Origin of the sequence: Curtobacterium sp. USHLN213 (assembly GCF_037144815.1) — a bacterium.
Taxonomy (GTDB): Bacteria; Actinomycetota; Actinomycetes; order Actinomycetales; family Microbacteriaceae; genus Curtobacterium.
The window spans coordinates 1-21,958 of sequence record NZ_JBBCYQ010000016.1; the positions used below are offsets into that span (position 1 = coordinate 1).

The following is a 21,958-nucleotide window of genomic DNA, read 5'->3' on the forward strand; positions in this document are numbered from 1 at the left end:
CGAGACCGAGGCCCGACTCGAGGGACTGGTCGACCTCGGCCTGGTCGAACCCCGGGGCCCGCGGTGGCCAGCTGGCACCGCGCCTCCCGTCGGAAGTCGGTCGCGTCTACGCGGCGAGGTGCGCCTGCAGGAACCAGCGGTCCTTGGTCAGGCCGCGCTCGATCTCGATGACGACGTCCTGGCTGTTGAGGTCGACCTCGTCGAGGCCCTCGACGGCGCGGCGGACCTGCAGCAGCGCGGCGTCGATCTCGGCGATGACCTCGGTGATGGTCACGTCGGAGTTCTGGAAGCCCTCCGACAGCGGCGGGATCGTGGTGTTCGCGGCGACCGTGGCGATGCGGGAGTCGACCGGGAGGCCGAGGGCGACGATGCGCTCCGCGGCGAGGTCGGCCCACTCCTGGGCGTGCTCGACGATGGTGTCGAGGAGCTCGTGGACGCCGACGAAGTTGCGGCCACGGACGTGCCAGTGCGCCTGCTTGCCGTTGACGACGAGCGCCTCGAGGTCGATCACGACGGGGGCGAGGAACTGCGCCACCCCAGCGGCGAGCTCCGGCGTCGTCGAGAACGGGGACGTGGTGGGCGTGGTGCTGGTGGTGTTGGTCATGTCGTTTCCTCCTGCCTCGTGGTCCCACCCGAGTGGGGTGGGTCCGATGGTGACAACAGTGCCCGCTTCTCTTGTATGCCGCAAGGAAGCGAAGGCTGACCTCACCCGGTCAGCCGACGAGTGTGTCGAAGCCGGCGTCGGCCAGTTCGATCTGCACGACGGAGCGGGCGCGCTCGACCCAGGGGCTGTCGGCGCAGCCGATCCAGACGCTCGTGCGCGGTTCGCAGTCGGCGACGCACCACTCGGCCGCCCACCCGGTGACGGCGTGCGCGAGGGCCTCGCCGTGGTCGGCGAAGACGAGGGGTGACACGGCGGACGTCCGGGCGCTCCGGAGCAGCCACGTCACCGTGACGCGCGGGGGCGCCGGGAGCGTGCGGACCTGCTCGGCGAGGGCTGCCTCGACGAAGACCTGGCCGTAGGCGTTCTCGGGCAGGTCCTCGAGCATGCGGGTCATCTCGGGGAGGTCGTCGACACTGCCGGCGATGAGGATGCGTTCGCTGGGCTGTCGCCGGGTCCGTGCCATGTGACAACGGTAAGGCAAGCCTTACCTCATCACAAGGGCGTCGCGGCGGTTCCCCCGATACGCGCAGGTGCCACACCGAGTTCGTGGGCGAGGAAGGTCCACATCCAGGACAGGGCGACCGTGTTGGTCAGGTCCGGCACCCCCTGCGCGATCTGCGTCGCCACCCCGTCGCTGTACGCCGCGAGCTTGAGCGCCACGACCTCGGGCGACTCCGCGGGCGTGAACACCCGCGCCTCGACGCCCCGACGGACGACCCGGACCAGGCAGGCCTCCCACACGCGGATCCGCTCCGCGTACTCCGCAGCGACCTCGGGCCGCCGCACGACCGCCGTCCAGTAGTCCGACCAGATCCGCCAGTGCTGCCGCACCTGCTCGGTGTCCCCGAAGAGGGGTTCCACGAGCATGCGGATGCCGGCGACGGGGTCCGGCTCCGCGTCGACCGCGGCGACGATCGCCCCGTAGAAGCGCTCCGTCTCGAGCACGACGACCTCGTTGAGGATCTCCGCGACGCTGCCGAAGTGGTACGTGACGGTCCCGACCGAGACGTCCGCCTCGGCAGCGATGTCCCGCAGGCCGGTCGCCCCGACGCCGTTCCGGACGATCACGGCGCGTGCCGCCTCGACGATCATCGCCCGCCGGACCTCGGGACGCTGCCGGACCCGTGTCTGCTCCGGCCCGCTCACGCCGAGGTCCTCGGCACCTCGTCGACGAACGTGTGCTCGGCGACGAGCACCTCGGCGACGTCGGGACCACCGTCCCGGGCCCAGGCACGCACGGTGTTCCGGACGTGGAAGGCGTCGGCGTCCGCGGTGACCTCGGAGGCGGTCTCGAGCCGTGCGGCCCACTCCGGCTTCGCCAGGCCGATCGACCAGCGGGACGTCGCGCTGGCACTGGTCGGGTCGTCGGACCGGATGCGGTAGGTCTCGCGGGCGTCCTCGCTGAAGACGAGCCCGTCCGGGTACACGCGTCCGCCGCCGTACCCGGGGTCGACGTCGAGCGTCCACTCCCCCGACTCGACGTCGTGCGTGACGGTGCGCTGCGGCAGGACCTCGGTCGGCGCGACCCGTTCGATCGCGAGCGGCTCGGAGCGCTCCGGCTGCTCGAACCGCACGCCGTCGTCGGTGGCGCGTGTCCAGACCGGGAGCTCGACGTGCGAGCCGGCGGGGTCGATCGTGACGGTCGGTGCGACGCCGTGCGGCCAGACCCACGGCCAGTACGACGTCGACACGGCGATCCGGAGCCGGTGTCCCGCGGCGAACCGGTGACCGGTCGACACGAGTCGGACGGGCAGTGACGCCGCGGCGCCGGGCTCGAGCGGGTCGTCCCGGTCCATCCCGTCGCGCTTCGCCGCGTTGAGCACACCCCGGGTCACGAGGGTCGACGACCCGTCCGGCGCGACGTCGCACAGGCGCACGGTCACGGTGGCCCGGGGCTGGTCGCTCGTCACGGCGAGGTGGACGAGGACGGTGCCGAGCACGTCGACCGGCTCGTCGAGCGGCAGGTCGAAGCAGACCGAGCGGCCGTCCTCGGCGCGCTGGTCCGGCGGCAGGTCGGTGGCGTTGCCGAACGGGAAGAAGCGTCCGGCATCGGCACCGGTGTGCTGCGGCGACCGGACGACGACCGCGCCGTCCGCGCCGCCGCGGAACCCGGCGAGGGGAACCGTGCGGGACACGGTGGCGGACGACGGCCAGGCCTCGGCACCGACCCACCGGCCGCGGCGCGTCTCGTAGTACGTCGCCGGCGGCTCGCCGTCGTTGATCCAGGCCCGGAGCGCGGGCTCCTGCTCGACGCCGGTGTCGACCCCGCGCAGCCAGCGGTCCCACCACCGCAGGGTCTCCTGCAGGAAGCCGATCGACGGCCCGGGTGCGAGGCCCCGGTCAGGGTACTGGTGCGACCACGGTCCGACGATCCCCTTGACCGGGGCGTCCACGTTGGCCACGAGCCGGAGCACGGCGTCGCGGTACGGGTCGGCCCAGCCGCCGACCGCGAGGACCGCGGCGCCGATGTTCCCGTACTCCTCCGCGGCGCTGCCGTGCCGCCAGTAGTCGTCGCGCTCCTGGTGGGACAGCCACACGGGCGTCATCGGGCGGTTCGCATCGAGGCGGTCACGCCACCGGTCGACCCAGCCGGAGCCGACCACCTCGGGCCGCGGCGGCCGCGAGTTGAACGCGAACATCGTCGCACCCCACGCCGCCATGTCGATCCCGAGCACCGCACCGCCGACGTAGTGCACGTCGTTGTCGTACCGGTCGTCGGTCGAGCACACCGTCACGATCGCCTTGAGGGCCGCCGGTGCCCGGGCCGCGAGCTGCAGCGCGTTGAACCCGCCCCACGAGATGCCGAACATCCCGACGGCGCCCGTCGACCACTCCTGTGCGGCGAGCCACGCGATCACGGCCTCGCCGTCGCGGAGTTCCTGCTCGCTGTACTCGTCGTCGAAGAACCCGTCCGACGAGCCGGTCCCGCGGATGTCCACCCGCACCGAGGCGTACCCGTGCTGCGCGTACCAGGGGTGCCGCTCGGAGTCCCGCGGCGCGGTCCAGTCGTCGAGCCGGTAGGGCAGGTACTCGAGCAGCACCGGCACGGGGCCGTCGGGTGCCGCCGGGGACCAGATCCTCGTGTGCAACCGGACGCCGTCGGGCATCGGGATCCACTCGTCGCGGACGGTCACGCCGTCGGGCAGGGCCGGGTCCACCCCGAGTGCGGTGAAGCCGGTCATGCGTCCTCCCAGTTCCGGGTCAGGTGTCCGTCGCCGCGGTCGGTCCACCCCGGAGCCTCGCGCCACCGCGGCACGCCGTCGCCGACGTCGGGCAGCTCGGTGCTGCCGGGTTCGAGCGTCGCTGCGAGGAGCGTCGCCGTGTACGGGTGGTTCGGGCCGCTGAACACGGCCTCGGTCGGGCCGATCTCGACGATCCGGCCGCCGGTCATCACGGCGACGCGATCGGCCACACCCCGCACCACCGCGAGGTCGTGGCTGATGAACAGGCAACTCAGCCCGCGCTCGCGCTGCAGGTCGGCGAGCAGCGCGAGGATCCCCGCCTGCACCTGCACGTCGAGCGCGGTCGTGATCTCGTCGGCGATGACCAGGCGCGGCTCGGCGGCGAGGGCCCGGGCGATCCCGACACGCTGCCGCTGCCCGCCGGAGAGCTGCGCCGGCAGCCGGTCCGCGAACTCCGGCCCGAGGCCGACCTGGGAGAGCAGTTCCCCGACCCGCTCGCGCGACGAGCAACCGGTGAACAGCTTCAGCGGCCGCGCGATGGCGGCCCCGACGGTCCGGCGGGGGTTCAGCGAGGTGTCGGCGTTCTGGAACACGAGTTGCACCGCACGACGGAGGTCCGGGGACCGTCCGGCGATCGGCTCGCGCAGGTCGCCGCTCACGGTCCCGTCGTCGAACGAGAACGTGCCCGACTCGGCCGGGACCAGGCCGGCCAGGGCCGTCGCGAGCGTCGACTTGCCGCTGCCGGACTCCCCCACGACGGCGAGCGTCTCGCGCGGCGCGATCGTGAACGAGACGCCGCCGACGGCGGCCGGCAGGCCGCGTCCGTAGCGGATCACCAGGTCCTCGGCGGTCACCACGGGACGGACGAGCGGTTCTGGGCCCACGCCGCCGGTTCCGGCGCGACGCGCCAGCGGCGGGCCGACCGTGCCGGTGGGGAGACCAACGGTCCGGCCGGCCCTGGAGGCGACCGTGGACGAGACGGTCGCCGTCTCGGGCACGTGGTCCGGTCCTCCTGGCCGGCGCCCGTCCGGCACCGCGGCCAGCAGGGCACGCGTGTACTCGTGCTGCGGGGCGGCGAAGAGCGCCGCCGTCTCGGCGTGCTCGACGACCTCGCCGTCGCGCATCACGGCGATCTCGTCGGCCATCGCGGACACGACGCCGAGGTCGTGGCTGACGAGCAGGACGGCCATGCCGAGCTCGCGGCCGAGGTCGGCGACGAGGTCGAGCACGGCGGCCTGCGTGACCACGTCGAGGGCGGTGGTGGGTTCGTCGAGGACGAGCACGCGGGGACGCGCGGCGACGGCCATCGCGATCGCGACGCGCTGCTGCTGCCCGCCGGAGAGCTGGTGCGGGTACCGGCGGACGATCGTCTCCGGCGACGGCAGCCGCACGAGCCGGACGAGCTCGAGCACGCGCTCGGGGCCGTCGGGTTCGCCGTGGGCGCGGAGGGCCTCGCGGATCTGCTCGCCGACGCGCATCGACGGCGTGAGTGCCGGTCCGGCGTTCTGCGCGACCACCGACGCGGTGCCGCCACGGAGCGCCCGTCGGCCGGCCGGCGAGAGGGCGAAGACGTCCTCGCCGTCGACGTGCACGGTGCCGTGCTCGATGCGCGACCCGGTCCGGAGGTGCGCGAGCAGGGTGCGGGCGACGGTGGACTTGCCGCTGCCGGACTCGCCGACGAGCCCGAGGGTGCGGCCCGCCTCGATGGCGAACGAGACGCCGCGGACGACCGGCACGGAGCGCTTGCCGGCGGCGTACGAGATCGCGAGGCGGTCGACCTGGACGATGCTCACGCGCTGACTCCCTTCGTCGCGCGGTCGACACCGAGCGACTTGCTCAGCCCGTCGGCCGCGAGGTTGAGGCCGACCACCAGGGTCGCGAGCGCCACGATGGGCGCGAGCGTGCCGAGGGGCACGACCGTGAGGGCGGTCCGGTTCTCCTGGACCATGAGCCCCCAGTCGGGTGTCGGCGGGTTCGCACCGAAGCCGAGGAACGACAGCGACGCCACGAGCAGCACGATCCAGGAGGCGCGCATCGCGTACTCGACGAGGACCACGTCGAGGACGTTCGGCAGGATCTCGCGGAACACGATGGACAGGGAGCGTTCGCCCCGGGCGCGCGCGGCCGTGACGTAGTCCTGCGTGATCACCGTCCGGGCCGCGCCGCGCACCACCCGGGTCACGGCGGGCGCGTAGACGATCGTCACGGCGAGGACGATCACCCAGAGTCCGGCGTCGAACACGGTGACGACGACGAGGAGCGCGAGGATCGACGGCACGCTGAGCAGGGCGTCCACGATCCGCATGACGACCTCGTCGAACCAGTTGTCGGCGTACGCGGTGACGCAGCCGAGGACGGTGCCGACCGCCACGGCGATCGTCGTCGCGAGGAAGGTCACGAGCAGGGCGTAGCGGCCGCCGTTGAGCGTCCGGGACAGGATGTCGCGGCCGTACTGGTCGGTGCCGAGCCAGTGCGTCCACGTCGGGCCGGCGAGCACGTCGGCGGAGTTCGTCGCGACCGGGTCGTGGCCGGCGATGACGGGGGCGAGGACGGCGAGCACGAGGTGCAGCGCGATCAGGCCGAGGCCGATGGTCAGCGCGGTGGAGCTGCGCAGGGGGGCGACGGCTGCGCCGATGACGTTCCGGGAACGCGGGGCGATGGCGGTCATGCTGCTGCCTTCCGGGTGGGGCGTGTGCCGGTGCGGCTCCGGGTGCGCGCCCGTCGCTGTCGTGTTCGGAGCTTCGGGTCGAGCACCAGCGCGACGAGGTCGGCCGCGAGGTTGCACACGACGTAGACGAGGGCGCTGAGGAGCGCGATCGCCTCGATCGTCGGCAGGTCGCGGTTGAAGACGGACTCGAGCATGAGCTTGCCCATGCCCGGGTGGTTGAAGACGCTCTCGACGACGACCACGCCGCCGAGCAGCCAGGCCACGTTGAGCGCCACGACGTTGAGCGTCGGCAGGAGCGCGCTCGGGACCGCGTGCTTCCAGACGACCCGGCGCATCGTCAGGCCCTTCAGCTCCGCGGTGGTCACGAACTCGGACGCCATCACGTCGATGGTCGAGGAACGGGCGGTCCGGACGATGTACGCGGCCATCGCCAGGGTCAGCACGATGATCGGCAGCCAGATCGTCGGCAGGAGCTCGCCGACTGTGGCGTCGCTACCGCGCAGGACGACGGCGGGGAAGAGCGGCAGCCCGATCGCGAAGAGCAGCACGAGCACGGTGGCGACCATGAACTCCGGCACGCTCATCACGACGAGGCTGACGATCGAGATCACCCGGTCGGACGCACGGCCGCGGCGGACCCCGGCGATGACGCCGAGCGCGAGGGACAGTGTGACGCCCACGACCATCGCGGGGACGGCGATGAGCATGCTGTTGCGGAACGCCGTGAACAGCGTCGGGGCGACCGGCTCCCCGCTGACGAGCGAGGTGCCGAAGTCGCCGTGCACCGCTCCGGCGAGCCACTGCAGGTACCGGAGCCAGACGTTCTGGTCGAGGCCGAGCGACTCCCGGAGCTGCTTGACGGCGTCGGGTGTGGCGTTCTGCCCGAGCAGCTGCTGCGCGACGTCGCCGGGCAGCGCCTGCACGGCGAGGAACACGAACAGCGAGGCGAGCACCACCGTGAGCACGGCGATGCCGAGCCGACGCAGGACGGGGACGAGGACGTCCGAGGGCTTGCTCGTGGTCGTCGTCATCGTCGCAGTCCGATCCGGAGGTAGTCGAACTCGAAGCCGTACTCCGAGTAGTTCACGACGTCGCGGGACAGCCCGACCAGGCGGTCGCCGAACATCGGGGTCATGTCCGCGCCGTCCTCGACCACGAGCCGCTGGGCGTCCTGGTACAGGGTCAGTCGCTTCGCGTCGTCCATCTCGGCGCGGGCGTCGTCGAGCAGCCCGTCGAACCGCTCGTTGGACCACGCGCTCTCGTTGTACGACGAGCCGGACCGGAAGATCTGGTTGAGCAGCTGGTCGATCGGACGGCCGGTGAACCAGTAGCTCACCATGAGCGGCTTCTGCATCCAGATCTGCGTGTAGTACGAGTCCGAGCTGGCGTTCTTCACCGTCAGGCGGATGCCCGCGTCCGCGACGGCGTCGCGGTAGGCGACGGCCATCGGGGTGAAGACCGACTCGTAGCTCGACGTGTAGATCGACGCGCGGAGGTCCGACCGACCGGCGGCCTTGAGCAGCGCCTTCGCCTTGTCGGGGTCGTACTCGCGGTGGTCGTCCACGAAGGCGGCGAGCTGCGGCGGCACCGGGTTGTCCCAGCCCGGCGACCCGGTGCCCTGCAGGGCGGTGTCGACGATCGTGCGCGGGTCGTAGGCGAGCTTCATCGCCTGGCGGACCCGCGGGTCGCGGAACTCCTCGGAGGTGGCGAGCATCGGGATCGTGTACCACTGCGCGTTCTTCGAGCGGGCGATGGTCGCCCGATCGGAGGCGGCGACGACCCGGGCCATCGCGAAGTCGAGGTTCGTCTGCGAGATGAGGTCGATCTGCCCCGCGAGCAGGGCGTTCACCCGGGCGGTGGTGTCCTGGATCGAGTAGAAGTCGATGCCGTCCAACGCGGGGCGGCCGGCGAAGTGGTCGTCGAACGCCTCGACGCTGCCGGCACCCGCCGGAGTGAAGGACGACAGGCGGAACGGTCCGGTGCCGATGCCCGTCCGGCCGATGTCGGCGATCGCCCCGGCCGGCACGATGTAGCACTGGTACGCGGTGAGCAGCGACGGGAACTCCGCGTTCGGCTTCGTGAGGGCGAACCGCAGCGTGTACGGGTCGACGGCCGTCATCGAGCGGGCGTCCATCACCTCGCCGAGCACCCCGGCCTGCGGGCTGCCGGTCTTCTCGTCGAGGATGTGCCGGATGCTCGCGATCGCGTCGTCGGCGGAGAAGCGCGACCCGTCATGGAAGCGCACGCCCCGGCGGAGGCGGAAGGTCCACTCGGTGCCGTCCTGGTTCGCCGACCACTCCTCGGCGAGGTCGGGCACGGTCCGGCCCTGCTGGTCGAGCTTGACGAGCCGGTTGTAGAGCGCGCCGAGGTACTCGTACGCCGACAGGGAGCTCGCCGAGTCGAGGGTCTCGGCGGCCGACGCGGCGGGTCGGGCGATCCGGAGTCGACCGCCGCTCCGGGCGGTGCCGGTGGCCGCGGCCTCGGGAAGGTCGGTGGTGCCGGCCGAGGCGCCGGAGCTGCACCCGGTGAGCGTCAGCAGGCCGAGGCCGGCGAGTCCGGCGGCGCCGGTGAGGAGCGCACGACGGCTCGGGCCGCGGGCGTTCCGGGGTTCGGGGACGATGGGCTGCATTCGGGGTGACCCCTCCTGGTAATCGTTCCGGTGAACGATAGAGGGCGGATCGTCCCCGGCCAAGCCCGACGCGACGGACGCCGGCTGCCTGCATGGGGCCCCGATCCGCACGGTGACCGCGATCGAGCGGTCTCCCGCAGCCGCACCAGAGGCACGGGAACGTTTACCAACCCGTTACACGAGCGCCTGCGCGAGGCGGGATGATCGACCAGAGCGGCGCCCGCGTGGTCGCCGGACACGCGACCGAGGAGCACCGATGGCGACGTTCACCCGAGGCTTCGGCGGTCGCCGTGACGACCGCGACGACCCGCGCATCCCACCGGGCCAGACACTCGTCCGCGACTGGCCCGTGCTGTCGGCCGGCGCCACCCCCGAGATCGAACCGTCCGACTGGAGCTTCTCGATCCGCACCGAGTCCGGCCTGCACAGCTGGACCTGGGACGAGGTGCAGGCGCTCGGCGTCGAGGACGTCACCGTCGACATCCACTGCGTGACGCACTGGACGAAGCTCGACATGCCGTGGCGCGGTGTCCCGCTCGACCGGCTGTTCGCCGACGTCGAGACCGCGCTGGACTACTGCATGGTGCACAGCTTCGGCGGCTACACGACGAACGTGCCGCTCGACGAGCTGCTCGACGGGCAGGCGTGGATCGCGTTCGAGGCCGACGGCGAACCGCTCACCCCCGAGCACGGCGGTCCCGCACGCCTGCTGGTCCCCCACCTGTACTTCTGGAAGAGCGCGAAGTGGGTGCGCGGCATCGTCATGCAGTCCGACGACGAACCCGGCTTCTGGGAGAACGCGGGCTACAACCTGCACGGCGACCCGTGGAAGGAAGAGCGGTACTGGTGAGCGCGGTGGAGGGCCTGGAGGAACGGATCACCCCGCCGACGTCGGCTGCCCTCCGGCGGCGGCCGGCCTGGCACGCCGCGACGGTCGCCGCCGTCTCCCCCGAGACCCCGAACGCCAGGCGGATCGTCCTGGAGGTCCCGACGTGGCCGGGCAACGACCCCGGCCAGCACCTCGACCTGCGCCTCACCGCCGAGGACGGGTACCAGGCCTCCCGCTCCTACTCGATCGCCTCCTCCGGCGCGACGACGTCGGTCGTGCTCGCGGTCGACCGGGTCGAGGACGGCGAGGTCTCGCCCTTCCTGGTGGACGCCGTCGAGGTCGGGGACGCACTCGAGGTGCACGGACCGCTCGGCGGGTGGTTCGTCTGGCGCCCGGGCGTGTCGGAGCGGCCGGTGCAGCTCATCGCCGGCGGTTCGGGGATCGTCCCGCTCGCCGCGATCGCGAGCGCGCACGCCGACGCCGGTGACGCCGCACCGTTCCGGCTCCTCTACGCCGTGCGCACGCCGGAGGACGTGTTCTTCCGCACCGAGCTCGCCCGTGCCGAGGCCGCCGGGGTCGACACCACCGTCGTGTACAGCCGCCGTGCCCCGGACGGTGCCGCGGTCCCGGCCGGCCGACTCACCCGGGACACCCTGGCCGCAGCGGTGTTCCCGCCGGATGCCGGCGCCCTCGTCTACGTCTGCGGGTCGACGCCGTTCGTCGAACAGGTGCTGACGTGGCTCGGCGAGCTCGGGCACGACACGACCGACGTCCGCGCCGAGCGGTTCGGAGGCAGCGCATGACCGTGCTCGACGGCAACGCGTTGGCCGGGCTGCTCATCGGGTTCCTCGGCTCGGACCCCACGGTGGCCGCGCTCCGGTGCTCGGGGTGCAGGACGGTCGGGGCGCTCGCGGGCACCCGGGTGCACGCCAGCCCGATGGGCTTCGTCGCGCGGTGCCCGCACTGCGACGACGTGCTCGTCACGGTAGTCGACGCTCCGGGCGGACCGTGGGTCGGCATCCCTGGTGCACGGGTGGCGCTCGACGCCGACTGAGGACGTCCGTCCTGGCGGAGTGCAAGCGACACGCCGAGCACGTGCGAGGGGATGCGGGATCCGTGTGGGAAACCGCACGGTCCGGGATCCGACCCATCCGGACGGGGCGCCGCTCCGGATCACCCGATGGGCGCCGACCGGACCACCCATCCGCCGGCGCTCGAGAGGGCACGGTGGCCCGCGCGTCCGAGGGGCGCGGGCACCCGAAGCCTGCGCCCCACGGACCGGATCCGGCCACCAGCCCGGACGACGAAGGCCCCGGTCGAGTGACCGGGGCCTTCGCAGTTCCGAGCGGATGACGAGATTCGAACTCGCGACCCTCACCTTGGCAAGGTGATGCGCTACCACTGCGCCACATCCGCGTACACGAGAACACTACCAGGCCGAAGGAGTTCGATCGCACCATGAGCTACGTGCACGACAACCCCGGCGGTACCGAGGCCCACGGTGTGGACCTCGTCGACGGCGACGAACCAGCGGCGCGGATCCTCGTGCACGGCGACCTGCCGACGACGATCGAGCACGAGGGTCGGACCTGGCTGTCCTCCGGCGAGAGCCACGACGACGGTGACGACCAGGCGCCCCCGATCGCGATCTACCGGCCGGTCGGCTGAGCAGTGACCACCGCTCTGGAGGACGTCGTCGCCCTCTTCGAGTACGCCACCACGCGCCTCCTGGACCGCGTCGCTGGCCTGACGGACGACGAGTGGGCCTGGGAGCCGATCGGGGACGAACCGCGCGTGTCGATCCGCTGGCGGCTCGACCACATCGCCGAGACGCTCGACGAACCGCGCAACCGGGAGTTCCTCGGCGCCGGACCGTCCGACGACGCGGCACCCGTTGCCGCGTCGTCGGCGGACGCGGCGGTCGCCGCCGTCCGCGACGCCGCCGCCCGCTTCGCCGCGCTGGCCCGTGGGCTCGGCGCCACGGCGTCCGAGCCCCTCGGTCCGGTCGCGGGTCCGTACGGCGCCGACAGTCGGCTCTCGTTCGTCCTGCACGTCGTCGACGAGCTGGTGCACCACGCCGCCGAGGTCGCGCTGCTCCGCGACCTCCACGCCGGCTGGGAGCGTGCACATCGGGTGGCCCCACACTGACGGCACGGTGTCACCAGGGTGGACCGCGGAACCCCTCGGTCACCCTGGGGAACCGCCGAGGGAGACCCCATGACGAACCCATCCGAGGCGGCCACGACACCCCTCGCACTCACGAGCGTGGTGGCCTCCGGCCTCCCCAGCGAACTCGGCAGCCCCGCGGCAGCGAAGTACTACGACGTCCCGGCAGTCTTCAACCGTCGACCAGACGCCACCGAGACCACGGCGCTGCGCGGTGCCGACGGACACGCCCGGCTCGCCGCAGCCGGGTACCCCGACGTGACGCTCGACGTCCAGGACCGCCGCCTGGTGATCGGGCACACGAACCTCGGGCAGCTCGAACGCGGCCTCGCCACCGCCGTCGCGACGATCGTCGACACCGTCAGCCGCGCGTCGCTGGCCGAGAAGGAGGTCGCGCGGGACGCCGCACGGGCCGACTTCGACGACCGGACGGCCCGAGCGCAGGACGTGACACGGGCAGCGGAACGCATCCGCTTCGTCCCGGACGCAGCACGGGTGCACTAGGGTCTCGGAAAACGGACAATGCATCGACGGCCGGATGGACCGTGCGACGGATCGCACGACGGCGGACGACCGAGAACGGTGTCACCCATGGATCAATTCGCTGCTGCAGCGGCCGCCATGCAGGCCGCGCCGGAGGGTACCGACCTGTGCCCGCCCTTCCTCGCCACCCTCCCCGTGACGAGCGTCGGCATCTCGACGCTCGGCGACCCGTTGGGCTCGATGACGGTGTGCGCGAGTGACGCGATGGCGGAGCGGGTCGACGAGATCCAACTCGACCTCGGCGAGGGACCCTGCTGGCAGGCGCTCGAGACCCGACGCCCCGTCCTCGAGGCCGATCTCACCGCCACGACGACCGCGACCTGGCCCGTCGCACTCGAGGAACTCCTCCGTGCCGGGGTCGGTGCGCTCTTCTCCTTCCCGATGCGCATCGGCACGATCCCCGTCGGTGCCGTCGACCTCACGGTGGGCGAGGAACGGAGCCTGACCCGCGGACAGGTCCAGGGGGCGATCGAGCTGAGCACGGTCGCCGCTCGGCGCGTCCTCCGGGACGCCCTGCTCGCCGCTGCCGCCGACGGGCGCGCGGACATGGAACCCGGACGATACTCGAGGCGAGAGGTGCACCAGGCCACCGGCATGGTCGCAGCCCAGCTCGGCGTCAGCGTCCAGGACGCCCTGCTCGTCCTGCAGGCCCACGCGTACGCCACCGAACGCACCGTCCGCGACGTCGCCGCGGACATCATCGAACGCCGACTCGACCTCGCCCGGCCGTACGGTTCCGAGACCTAGGGAGCACGCACCATGGCACCGACCCGCGAGCACCGACTCGTCGACACCTTCGTCGCGCTGACCGACATCCTCGTGGACGACTACGACGTGGTCGAACTCCTGCAGAACCTCGTCGACAGCGTCGTCGACATCTTCGACGCGTCCGCCGCCGGCATCCTGCTCGTCAACCAGTCGCAGGAGCTCGAGGTCCTCGCGTCCACGAGCGACCGGTCGAGCTTCCTCGGACTCCTGCAGCTCGACGCCGGCGAGGGCCCCTGCGTGGAGTGCTTCGCCACCGGGCGCCCGGTGTCGGTGCGCGACCACGCCGAGATGGAACGACGGTGGCCGACGTTCGCCGCGGCCTCGGCCGAGTCCGGCTACGCCTCGGTCCACGCCATCCCGATGCGGCTCCGCGACACCACGCTCGGGTCGCTCAACCTGTTCCGCGAGAGCGAGGGCGCCCTGAACCGCGACGACGCCCTCGCCGCCCAGGCGCTCACGGACGTGGCCACGATCAGCATCCTGCAGCAGCGGTCGCTCGAACACGCCAACCTGGCGCAGCAGCAGCTCCAGCGCGCGCTCGACAGCCGGATCGTCATCGAGCAGGCGAAGGGCTTCCTCGCGCAGACCCACCGGATCGACATGGACCAGGCCTTCGCGAAGCTGCGCGCCCACGCGCGGTCCAACCAGGAGCTGCTCGCCGACGTCGCGCGCGCGGTCGTGGAGCGGCGACTCGTCATCCCCTGAGCCGCGCAGGTCGCTCCGCGTAGCGTGCAGGACACCACGTAGCCCCGGTCCCCGGTTACAGCGTCACCGCTGCACCCAGGAGGACACCATGGTCGACGACACGACCGCACCGGTCGGCTACCGGAAGACCACACCGCGCGACGGCCGGCCCGACACGACGTCGACCTACACCGCGCTGCTCGCCCAGGTCCGCACCGCCGGACTCCTCGGTCGTCGGACCGGCTGGTACTGGGGGCTCGTCGCCGTCCTCACGGCGCTGCTCGTCGCCACGGGCACCGCGTTCGCCGTGCTCGGCGGCTCGTGGTGGCAGCTCGTCGTCGCGGGGGTGCTCGGACTGCTCTTCACGCAATTCGCGTTCCTCTCGCACGAGGCCGCACACCGGCAGGTCTTCGCCAGTCACGACTGGAACGACCGTGCCGCACGGTACGTCGGCACGTTCCTGACCGGCATCAGCTACGCGTGGTGGATGAACAAGCACACCCGGCACCACGCGAACCCGAACACGGTCGGCAAGGACCCGGACATCTCGTTCGACGCGATCTCGTTCCGGGCGGAGGATGCGCGGAGCCGCACCGGCTTCCTGCACGTCCTCGTCCGGGTGCAGGGGTGGGCGTTCTTCCCGATGCTCCTCGTCGAGGGCGCGAACCTGCACTGGCAGTCGATCCGCACCTACACGGGACGCGGCGCCGTCAAGCACCGCTGGGCCGAGGGCTCCGTCTTCGCCGGACGCTTCGTGCTCTACATCGGCGCGGTCTTCTGGGTCCTGCCGATCGGCATCGCGTTCGCCTTCCTCGGCGTCCAGCTGGCGGTGTTCGGGTTCTGCATGGGGATCGCGTTCGCGCCGAACCACAAGGGCATGCCGATCATCGAGGCCGGACGCCGGGTAGACTTCCTCTCCCGCCAGGTGCTGACCTCCCGCGACATCAGCGGCGGGCGGTGGGTCGAGTTCTTCATGGGCGGGTTGAACCACCAGGTCGAACACCACCTCTTCCCGAGCATGGCCCGGCCGAACCTCCGTGCGGCGCGGGACCTCGTCCGCCGGTACTGCGACGAGCAGGGGGTGCCGTACACCGAGACCACCCTCGTGCACTCCTACGTGATCGTCGTCCGGTACCTCAACGAGGTCGGCCTGGCGGCGAGCGATCCGTTCGCCTGCCCGGTGGTCGAGCGCTTCCGGGCCCCGTGACCGTCGGCGGTCACCGCTAGGGTCCGGGCGTGATCACACGCACCACCGGTCAGGGCCGCCCGCTCGTCGCCGTGCACGGCTTCGGCATCGACCACCGCATCCTGCTCCCCCTCGAGCGCGCCGTCACGGACGCGCCGTGGCGGTGGGTGCACCTCGACCTGCCGTGGGTCCGCGAGTCGCCGGGGTACGACCCCTCGGCCTCGAGCGCGCAGGACGTCGCCGACGCCGTCCGGGAAGCGGTCCGTGCGCGCCTGGGCGACGAGCCGTTCGCGATCGTCGGCAACTCGTTCGGCGGCATGGTCGCGCGCTCCGTCGCGCACGAGCTCCGCGGCCAGGTGCTCGGCCTCGCCACGATCGTCGGCGTCGTCGAACCGGACCACGCACGCCGACGAGTGCCCCCGCGACAAGTCGTCCTCCCCGATCCGGCCGTGGTCGCCGCGGCCGAGCCCGGTGCCGCCCGCGACGACTTCGCCGCGCTCAGCGTCGTCCAGACCACCGCGACGCTCGAGGCGTACGAACAGTCCGTGCTCCCCGGCCTGCGCGCCGCCGACCAGGCCGTGGTCGACCGGATCGCCTCGGACTACGCGCTGCGCACCGAACCCGAGGCGCTCCACCCCGATCCGTTCACGGCGCCGACACTGCACCTCTTCGGCCGTCAGGACGACGTGGTCGGGTACGAGGACGGCTGGGCGCTGCGCGACCACTACCCCCGCGCGACGTACGCCGTGCTCGACGCGGCGGGACACAACGCCCACCTGGAACGTCCGGCCGTCGCGGCGGCGCTGTTCCGCGACTGGCTCGACCGGATGGCCTGAGCCGGGGCGTCCGCCGCCCAGCCGCCGAGGACTACCGTCGAGCCAGGTGACCCCAGCCCACGGCCGCCGGAACGATCCCATCGTCCAGCGACCGGAAGCACCATGACCTCCCTCTCCAGCACCGAGCACGCCGAGACCGACGACGTCCGCTGGGCGGCGGTCGATCCGCGGACCTGGGAGGCGCGGTGCGGCTCCGTCGTGATCGGCACGGTGGTCTTCGGGTCGCGGTACGTCGTGCGGCTACGGGACGGCGACATGACCGGCTTCCACACCAGTCTCGAGAGCGCGAAGGCGCAGCTCGAGGCGTGGGTCCGCTGGCAGTCGGGGCCTCCCGGCGAGCTCTGAGAGGCTGGGTCGGTGCACATCACACTCGACTCCACGACCGCGACCGACGTCGTCACCGACATCCGGTTCCCCGAGGGCAACCGGTGGCACGACGGCAGGCTCTGGTACTCCGACATGCACACGGGCGAGGTGTTCTCGCTGCGCCCCGGCCCGGGCGCGCAGCCCCGACTCGAGGCCACGGTGGACGGGCAGTCCTCGGGCCTCGGGTGGCTGCCGGACGGCCGGTTGATCGTGAGCGCGATGGAGTCCCGCACGGTCGTGGCCGTGGACGAGGACGGCGCGGCCGAGGTGTTCGCCGACCTGTCCGGGGTCGAGTCCTCGCTGCTCAACGACCTGGTCGTCGACGACGCGACCGGCCGCACCTACATCGGTGCGTTCGGCTACGACCTCTACGGCGGTGAAGAGCTCCGCCCCGGCCCGCTCTGGGTGATCGACACCGACGGCTCCCACCGCCTCGCCGCGGACGGTCTCGTCTTCCCGAACAGCGCGAACGTCCTCCCGGGGACCCGCACGCTCGTGGTCAGCGAGACGTGGGGTGGTCGTCTGACGGCGTTCGACATCGAGCCCGACGGTTCCCTGACCGGACGGCGCGAGTGGGCGGCGCTCCCCGCCGGCACCACGCCGGACGGCAGCACCGTCGACCGCGACGGCGCGGTCTGGGTCTGCTCCGTCGACACCGGCGAGTTCCTGCGGGTCGTCGAGGGCGGCACGGTGACGGACCGCATCGACGCCCCGGGTCGGTGTGCGATCGACTGTGCGCTCGGCGGCGAGGACGGGCGCACGCTCTACCTCGCGACCGCCGACAGCTACGACCCCGCCGTGACGGCACGGACCCGGGCCGGTCGGATCAGTTCCGTGCGCGTCGAGGTCCCGGGGTGGTGACGGCGACCGGTCGGTCGTGACGCCGCGCGGAGATCGCTCCGTGCGGCCGCGGGGTCGCGTCGTCGGCGTCCCGGGTGACCGTCTCGACGACGTCGAAGCCCGCTTCGGAGACCGCTGCTGCCAGGCGGTCCACCGACCACCGGTGGGCGGTGGTGACCGCGTGGTCGAACGGCTCCACGTCCGGTCCGTTGGGGAACCCGACGAGCAGCCGGCCGCCGGGGCGGAGGACCCGCGCGAACTCCTCGAGCGGACGTCGCAGGGCAGCCGGGTCGTGGTGGATCAACGAGTACCAGGCCAGGACGCCTCCGAGGCTCTCCGGCTCGTCGGGGAGTGCGTCGACGTCCGCGACCGCGAACGGGACGCCCGGGTGTGCCTGCCGGGCGTGCGCGACGAACGCCGGGACACGGTCCACACCCCGTGCGTCGTGACCGAGCGAGGCGAGCTGTGCGGTCCAGTGTCCGGGGCCGCACCCGGCGTCGAGCAGGGCTCCGTCGACGGTCGACGCCCACGCCGTCACCAGCGCCGCGTCGGCCACGTGGACGGACGTCATCGACCCCAGGTGCTCGATGTACTCGGCGGCGCGACGCGAGTACGCCGACGTGACGGGGTCCGGGTCGCCGGGACGCACCATCACCACGTCGACGGCATCCTCGTGGTCACGGACGAACCCGTGCCGCTCGTAGAGCCGCTGTGCCGCACTCCCCTGCAGCACGATGAGCCGCGTGTCCCCGGCGTGCGGCTCGGCCAGCACGGTCCGCAGCACCGACGACCCGATGCCGCGCCCCTGCAGGTGCGGCGCGAGGTACAGGTGCTCGATCCACCGGTCGCTGCCGTCGACCCGGACCGTGACGGAGCCGACGTCGGCACCGTCGACCACGATGACCCGCGTGCTGTCGGGCAGGAACCCGCGCCGCAGCCGCTCCCGGACGCGCACGTCGTCGTACCGGCCGAGTCGGCGGAGATCGGCTCGGAGTACCTCGGCCCGGAGCTCCGCGACCCACTCCACGTCGTCGGGGGTACCGGGGCGCAGCGAGATGTCCATCACCGCCATCGTACGGTCGCCGGGACACGCCGTAGCCTGGCCGCGTGGCACCTTCGCGAGCGGTCGGGTTCGACCTCGACGGAACCCTCTTCGACCACCGGGGCGCCGCCCGCACCGGCGCGGAGCAGTTCCTCACCGGGCTGGGCGTCACCGTCACCCCGTCGGTGCTCGACGCCTGGTCCGCCGCCGAGGACGAGCACTTCGAGCGCTGGCGCTCCGGCGAGATCGGCTTCCAGGAGCAGCGGCGCGAGCGGCTCCGGACCGTCCTGCCCCCGCTCGGGATCGTGCTCCCCCACGACCCCGACGCTCTGGACAGCGTGTTCGAGCGGTACCTCGACGCCTACCGCGCCGCCTGGCGTGCGTTCCCGGACGTTGCACCGCTGCTCCGCGAGCTCCGGACGCGCGGCTACCGCCTCGGGCTGCTGACGAACGGGTCCGCTGAACAGCAGTCCGAGAAGCTGGCGGCGACCGGACTCGACACCGCCGTCGACGTGGTGTGCATCTCGGAGCGCATCGGCGTGCAGAAGCCCGACGAGGGAGCCTTCCACGCGCTCGCCGACGCACTGGGGGTGCCCGCGTCGGCGTGCCTCTTCGTCGGCGACGACCCGGTCCGCGACGTCGCCGGGGCCCGGTCCGCGGGGATGCGCACCGTCCTCGTCGACCGGTACGCCCACGGTGCACTCGACGTCCGGCACCAGGTGCTGTCCGCGCTCGGCGAGTCCTGAACGACGCGGCGTCCCGGTCGGCTCGTGCCGTGGGGCTCGCGCCGTTCCCTAGGCTGGTGCGATGCGCTCCCTGACCCGGCTCGACGACTGGACGGCAGACGAGGTCGAGGAGGTCTTCGCCCTCGCGGACGCGTACCGCACCGGTCAGGGGCCGACGACCGACGGCTCTGCGGTGATGTTCTTCCCCGCGACCAGCCTGCGCACGCGGGTCACGTTCGAGCGCGGAGCCGCGACGATGGGACTGCAGCCGATCGTCTTCCCGGACACCACGCTCGACAAGCCCGAGGCGCTCTCGGACGTCGCCGGCTACCTGGCCTCGTGGGCGGACGTCCTCGTCGTCCGCCACCACGACCTCACCGTCGTCGAGGGCCTCGCGGCTGCCGGAGCACTCCCCGTCGTGAACGCGATGACCGACGAGAACCACCCGTGCGAGGTGCTGTCCGACCTGTACGCCCTGCGGCGGGAGCAGCGCGACCTCGGCACGCTGCGCTTCCGTTTCGTGGGCGCCGACGGCAACATCGCCCGGGCGTGGCAGGAGGCCGCACGTGTCCTGCAGCTCGACCTGGTGCAGTGCTGCCCCGCCGACCTCGCGACCCCCGGAGCCGCGTGGACGGACGACCTCGCGACCGCGATCCGGACCGCTGACGTCGTCATCACCGACGGGCCCGGGCGGCATGCCGAGGCGCTCGAGCCGTTCCGGATCACGGCGGACCTGCTCGACACCGCACCGGCCGGCGTCCGCTTCGCCCCGTGTCCGCCGTTCGTGCGCGGGCGGGAGGTCAGCGCGGACGCCGTGGCGCACCCGGCCTTCGTCGGGCACGGGTTCAAGGGGTCGCTGCTGCCGGTGCAGCAGGCCGTGCTGGCGCACTGCATCGGTCTCGCCTGATCCGGCCGACTCCCTACCGCTCGACTCGCCCGGAAGCACGGCCCGACCGACCAGCCCGGACCCGGAGACATCGCACGGAGAGCGCGATGCCCACTCCGTCGAGCACGACGAGGAGACCGAGCGCGGCGTGCGCGACCACCCAGAGCGCAGCATCGTGCGGGAGCAACTGCGACGGGTCGAACGCACCGGTCGACTCCGAACGGTCGACAGCCCAGTCGTGAGCCTCCGTGTACAACGCGAAGAAGGCGACGAACGCCGCGTTGAACACGGCCGCCAGCCCCCAGATCACCGAGACCGTCACCCGGGAGAGCGGCCGGGGCGTTCCGACGTCGGACATGGGGCAACCGTAGACGGGAACGACCGGGCGACCGGCAGGGGAACCGCATTCTGGGCGTGAGCGTCCTCGAAGGGACGGAGAGCGAGACCCGACGCCGGAACGACGAAAGCCCACGGATCCCCGGGGGCTTCCTCGTGGTGCACGGCAGCGTCGGCGTCTGCGGTGTCAACGGAATGGCGCAGACTCGGAGCAAGCATGACGGGACGCTGACTGTTCGGTCACGAACGGTACGGGAGCCACACGCCTGCACCGCGATTGCCGCATAGTTGCAGTCATGGGGACATGGACCGCACGTGAGACCTTCGGGCTCGTCGGCAAGAGCTACCTGTGGATGGTCGGTGTCACCACCCCCACCGTGCTGCTGGTGTGCATCCTGGTCAGCCTGTTCTCCGGTGCCGACGGCTCCGCAGTGTTCCTCGGCATGACCACGGTGTTCATCGCTGGCATCATCAGCATCGGCGGGGCGGCCGTTGCACTGCCGTTCACCTACGTCACCGGCAGGCTCCTCACCTCCGTCCGGAACACGGCGGTGCACGTCGCCACCCACGCGGTCGTCGCCGGTGCGCTGGCTGCCGGCTGCATGCAGGGAGTGGTCGCGTTCTCCGGCGGCGGCTGGATCTGGCAGTTCCCCTTGCTGGTGTCAGCACCAGCGGGTGCAGCGGCCGCCATCGCCACATGGCGTCACACGCACCCGCAACCGGCCCCGCCTGTCCGCCATGCCGTTGCTCCACCTCATCGAGGTCGACCCGATGAAGCGCCGGCACCGATGTCGGCCGTCGAGCGCTACCGACGCAGATGCTGAACCGGTGGCTGAACACGCCGAGCTCGCACCACGGGCACACGCGGACGCTCGATCGCGCCGAGACCATGCCACGTGCTCCGATCCGGGGTTCGCGCAGTGGCTGATCAAACACGAAAGCCCCCGGTTTCCCGGGGGCTTTCTCGTGGTGGGCGATACTGGGATCGAACCAGTGACCTCTTCCGTGTCAGGGAAGCGCGCTACCGCTGCGCCAATCGCCCAGAGGAGTGTGGAACTGGAGGTGGGGACGGGATTCGAACCCGCGTGGACGGCTTTGCAGGCCGCTGCCTAGCCTCTCGGCCACCCCACCATCGAGGTTCACGTCTCCGTGAGTACCCGAACGGTGGGATACCCTCTGGTGAGTCGTGATGTTCCGGAGAACACCACACTCGAGCGGATGACGAGATTCGAACTCGCGACCCTCACCTTGGCAAGGTGATGCGCTACCACTGCGCCACATCCGCACTTGTCTGACCCGCTGTCGCGGCGACGACGTAAACTCTATACGAACCCGGGGGCATCCACCAAAATCCTCCTCGTTCACCGGGCGTGTCCCCCGTGTTCATGCGGATCGGGCGGGTTCCACCGCCCGCGCCACACCCGGGACGCACGCTGTGTTCGGCACCGGCCCCGGCATCCGCTACTATCGACTGGCACGCACAGTGCAGGGGGCGATTGGCGCAGTTGGTAGCGCGCTTCGTTCACACCGAAGAGGTCATCAGTTCGAGTCTGGTATCGCCCACCCACCCGCAAGAGCCCGGCGCAACAGCGTCGGGCTCTTCGCATC

25 protein-coding genes and 5 tRNA genes are annotated in these 21,958 nt (G+C 72.0%); 16 read left to right on the top strand and 14 right to left on the bottom strand.

The window, feature by feature from the left end:
• Positions 1–106: 106 nt before the first annotated feature.
• The 8 genes from WFH25_RS17685 to WFH25_RS17720 form a co-directional block, all read right to left on the bottom strand.
• On the bottom strand, positions 107–604 hold the full coding sequence (locus tag WFH25_RS17685; protein WP_070418937.1) for a Dps family protein: 498 nt from the start codon (positions 602–604) through the stop codon (positions 107–109).
• A gap of 109 nt (positions 605–713) precedes the next feature.
• Positions 714–1,127, bottom strand: coding sequence for an SIP domain-containing protein (locus WFH25_RS17690; protein ID WP_071301600.1), 414 nt, complete (start codon positions 1,125–1,127; stop codon positions 714–716).
• Positions 1,128–1,156: 29 nt separating this feature from the next.
• Positions 1,157–1,810, bottom strand: coding sequence for a TetR/AcrR family transcriptional regulator (locus WFH25_RS17695; protein ID WP_336698805.1), 654 nt, complete (start codon positions 1,808–1,810; stop codon positions 1,157–1,159).
• The gene (locus WFH25_RS17700) at positions 1,807–3,846 is read right to left on the bottom strand and encodes a CocE/NonD family hydrolase (protein WP_336698807.1); all 2,040 of its coding nucleotides are present in this window, start codon (positions 3,844–3,846) and stop codon (positions 1,807–1,809) included. The genes WFH25_RS17695 and WFH25_RS17700 overlap by 4 nt, the downstream gene beginning before the upstream one ends.
• Positions 3,843–5,639 carry an ABC transporter ATP-binding protein gene (locus tag WFH25_RS17705; RefSeq protein WP_336698808.1) on the bottom strand — a complete coding sequence of 599 codons (1,797 nt, stop codon included), beginning with the start codon at positions 5,637–5,639 and terminating at the stop codon, positions 3,843–3,845. Before WFH25_RS17705 ends, WFH25_RS17700 begins: the two co-directional genes overlap by 4 nt.
• On the bottom strand, positions 5,636–6,514 hold the full coding sequence (locus tag WFH25_RS17710; protein WP_336698810.1) for an ABC transporter permease: 879 nt from the start codon (positions 6,512–6,514) through the stop codon (positions 5,636–5,638). Before WFH25_RS17710 ends, WFH25_RS17705 begins: the two co-directional genes overlap by 4 nt.
• A complete protein-coding gene (locus tag WFH25_RS17715; RefSeq protein ID WP_336698812.1) occupies positions 6,511–7,545 on the bottom strand; it encodes an ABC transporter permease in 1,035 nt (344 codons plus the stop codon). The genes WFH25_RS17710 and WFH25_RS17715 overlap by 4 nt, the downstream gene beginning before the upstream one ends.
• Positions 7,542–9,143, bottom strand: coding sequence for an ABC transporter substrate-binding protein (locus tag WFH25_RS17720; RefSeq protein ID WP_336698813.1), 1,602 nt, complete (start codon positions 9,141–9,143; stop codon positions 7,542–7,544). The genes WFH25_RS17715 and WFH25_RS17720 overlap by 4 nt, the downstream gene beginning before the upstream one ends.
• Positions 9,144–9,399: 256 nt before the next feature.
• On the opposite strand from WFH25_RS17720, the gene WFH25_RS17725 reads away from it, so the two are divergent.
• Genes WFH25_RS17725 through WFH25_RS17735 form a run of 3 tightly spaced genes read left to right on the top strand, consistent with a single transcriptional unit; the run spans position 9,400 to position 11,026 of the window.
• The gene (locus tag WFH25_RS17725) at positions 9,400–9,993 is read left to right on the top strand and encodes a molybdopterin-dependent oxidoreductase (RefSeq protein ID WP_336698815.1); all 594 of its coding nucleotides are present in this window, start codon (positions 9,400–9,402) and stop codon (positions 9,991–9,993) included.
• Positions 9,990–10,775 (top strand): FAD-binding oxidoreductase, encoded by a 786-nt coding sequence (locus WFH25_RS17730; RefSeq protein WP_336698816.1) that lies wholly within the window; start codon positions 9,990–9,992, stop codon positions 10,773–10,775. Before WFH25_RS17725 ends, WFH25_RS17730 begins: the two co-directional genes overlap by 4 nt.
• Positions 10,772–11,026, top strand: coding sequence for a DUF6510 family protein (locus WFH25_RS17735; RefSeq protein WP_070418929.1), 255 nt, complete (start codon positions 10,772–10,774; stop codon positions 11,024–11,026). The genes WFH25_RS17730 and WFH25_RS17735 overlap by 4 nt, the downstream gene beginning before the upstream one ends.
• A gap of 290 nt (positions 11,027–11,316) precedes the next feature.
• On the opposite strand, the gene WFH25_RS17740 is transcribed toward WFH25_RS17735, so the two are convergent.
• Positions 11,317–11,388 (bottom strand) — tRNA-Gly (locus tag WFH25_RS17740).
• A 42-nt stretch (positions 11,389–11,430) separates the two neighbouring features.
• Between WFH25_RS17740 and WFH25_RS17745 the strand changes: the two genes are divergently transcribed.
• The 9 genes from WFH25_RS17745 to WFH25_RS17785 all read left to right on the top strand — a co-directional run bounded on the left by WFH25_RS17745 (position 11,431) and on the right by WFH25_RS17785 (position 17,382).
• Positions 11,431–11,640, top strand: coding sequence for a hypothetical protein (locus WFH25_RS17745; RefSeq protein WP_070418928.1), 210 nt, complete (start codon positions 11,431–11,433; stop codon positions 11,638–11,640).
• A gap of 3 nt (positions 11,641–11,643) precedes the next feature.
• On the top strand, positions 11,644–12,120 hold the full coding sequence (locus WFH25_RS17750) for a DinB family protein (RefSeq protein ID WP_336698818.1): 477 nt from the start codon (positions 11,644–11,646) through the stop codon (positions 12,118–12,120).
• Positions 12,121–12,189: 69 nt separating this feature from the next.
• A complete protein-coding gene (locus tag WFH25_RS17755; protein ID WP_071294640.1) occupies positions 12,190–12,642 on the top strand; it encodes a hypothetical protein in 453 nt (150 codons plus the stop codon).
• Positions 12,643–12,729: 87 nt separating this feature from the next.
• On the top strand, positions 12,730–13,428 hold the full coding sequence (locus tag WFH25_RS17760) for a GAF and ANTAR domain-containing protein (protein ID WP_336698819.1): 699 nt from the start codon (positions 12,730–12,732) through the stop codon (positions 13,426–13,428).
• Between the two features lie 12 nt (positions 13,429–13,440).
• A complete protein-coding gene (locus tag WFH25_RS17765; protein WP_071301610.1) occupies positions 13,441–14,154 on the top strand; it encodes a GAF and ANTAR domain-containing protein in 714 nt (237 codons plus the stop codon).
• Positions 14,155–14,242: 88 nt separating this feature from the next.
• A complete protein-coding gene (locus tag WFH25_RS17770) occupies positions 14,243–15,340 on the top strand; it encodes a fatty acid desaturase family protein (protein ID WP_336698821.1) in 1,098 nt (365 codons plus the stop codon).
• 29 nt (positions 15,341–15,369) lie between these two features.
• Entirely contained in the window at positions 15,370–16,155 is a 786-nt protein-coding gene (locus WFH25_RS17775) for an alpha/beta fold hydrolase (protein WP_336698822.1), read from the top strand.
• 102 nt (positions 16,156–16,257) lie between these two features.
• Complete coding sequence (locus tag WFH25_RS17780) at positions 16,258–16,500, top strand: hypothetical protein (protein WP_071294635.1); 243 nt, start codon at positions 16,258–16,260, stop codon at positions 16,498–16,500.
• 12 nt (positions 16,501–16,512) lie between these two features.
• Entirely contained in the window at positions 16,513–17,382 is an 870-nt protein-coding gene (locus WFH25_RS17785) for an SMP-30/gluconolactonase/LRE family protein (protein WP_336698823.1), read from the top strand.
• Here WFH25_RS17785 and WFH25_RS17790 read toward each other — a convergent pair.
• Positions 17,348–18,424: a GNAT family N-acetyltransferase gene (locus tag WFH25_RS17790; RefSeq protein ID WP_336698825.1), complete on the bottom strand. Its 1,077-nt coding sequence runs from the start codon at positions 18,422–18,424 to the stop codon at positions 17,348–17,350. The genes WFH25_RS17785 and WFH25_RS17790 overlap by 35 nt on opposite strands.
• A gap of 44 nt (positions 18,425–18,468) precedes the next feature.
• Between WFH25_RS17790 and WFH25_RS17795 the strand changes: the two genes are divergently transcribed.
• Positions 18,469–19,149, top strand: a complete 681-nt coding sequence (locus tag WFH25_RS17795) for an HAD family hydrolase (protein ID WP_336698826.1) — start codon at positions 18,469–18,471, stop codon at positions 19,147–19,149.
• 61 nt (positions 19,150–19,210) lie between these two features.
• Positions 19,211–20,035: an ornithine carbamoyltransferase gene (locus WFH25_RS17800; protein WP_336698827.1), complete on the top strand. Its 825-nt coding sequence runs from the start codon at positions 19,211–19,213 to the stop codon at positions 20,033–20,035.
• A gap of 13 nt (positions 20,036–20,048) precedes the next feature.
• On the opposite strand, the gene WFH25_RS17805 is transcribed toward WFH25_RS17800, so the two are convergent.
• Positions 20,049–20,372: a hypothetical protein gene (locus tag WFH25_RS17805; protein WP_336698828.1), complete on the bottom strand. Its 324-nt coding sequence runs from the start codon at positions 20,370–20,372 to the stop codon at positions 20,049–20,051.
• Between the two features lie 274 nt (positions 20,373–20,646).
• Between WFH25_RS17805 and WFH25_RS17810 the strand changes: the two genes are divergently transcribed.
• Positions 20,647–21,174, top strand: a complete 528-nt coding sequence (locus WFH25_RS17810) for a hypothetical protein (RefSeq protein ID WP_336698830.1) — start codon at positions 20,647–20,649, stop codon at positions 21,172–21,174.
• 143 nt (positions 21,175–21,317) lie between these two features.
• Here the strand turns inward: WFH25_RS17810 and WFH25_RS17815 are convergent.
• The 3 genes from WFH25_RS17815 to WFH25_RS17825 all read right to left on the bottom strand — a co-directional run bounded on the left by WFH25_RS17815 (position 21,318) and on the right by WFH25_RS17825 (position 21,635).
• A tRNA-Val gene (locus WFH25_RS17815) sits at positions 21,318–21,392 on the bottom strand.
• A gap of 15 nt (positions 21,393–21,407) precedes the next feature.
• Positions 21,408–21,481: transfer RNA gene (locus WFH25_RS17820), tRNA-Cys, on the bottom strand.
• 82 nt (positions 21,482–21,563) lie between these two features.
• Positions 21,564–21,635 (bottom strand) — tRNA-Gly (locus tag WFH25_RS17825).
• A 205-nt stretch (positions 21,636–21,840) separates the two neighbouring features.
• Here WFH25_RS17825 and WFH25_RS17830 point away from each other — a divergent pair.
• A tRNA-Val gene (locus WFH25_RS17830) sits at positions 21,841–21,913 on the top strand.
• Positions 21,914–21,958 lie beyond the last annotated feature (45 nt).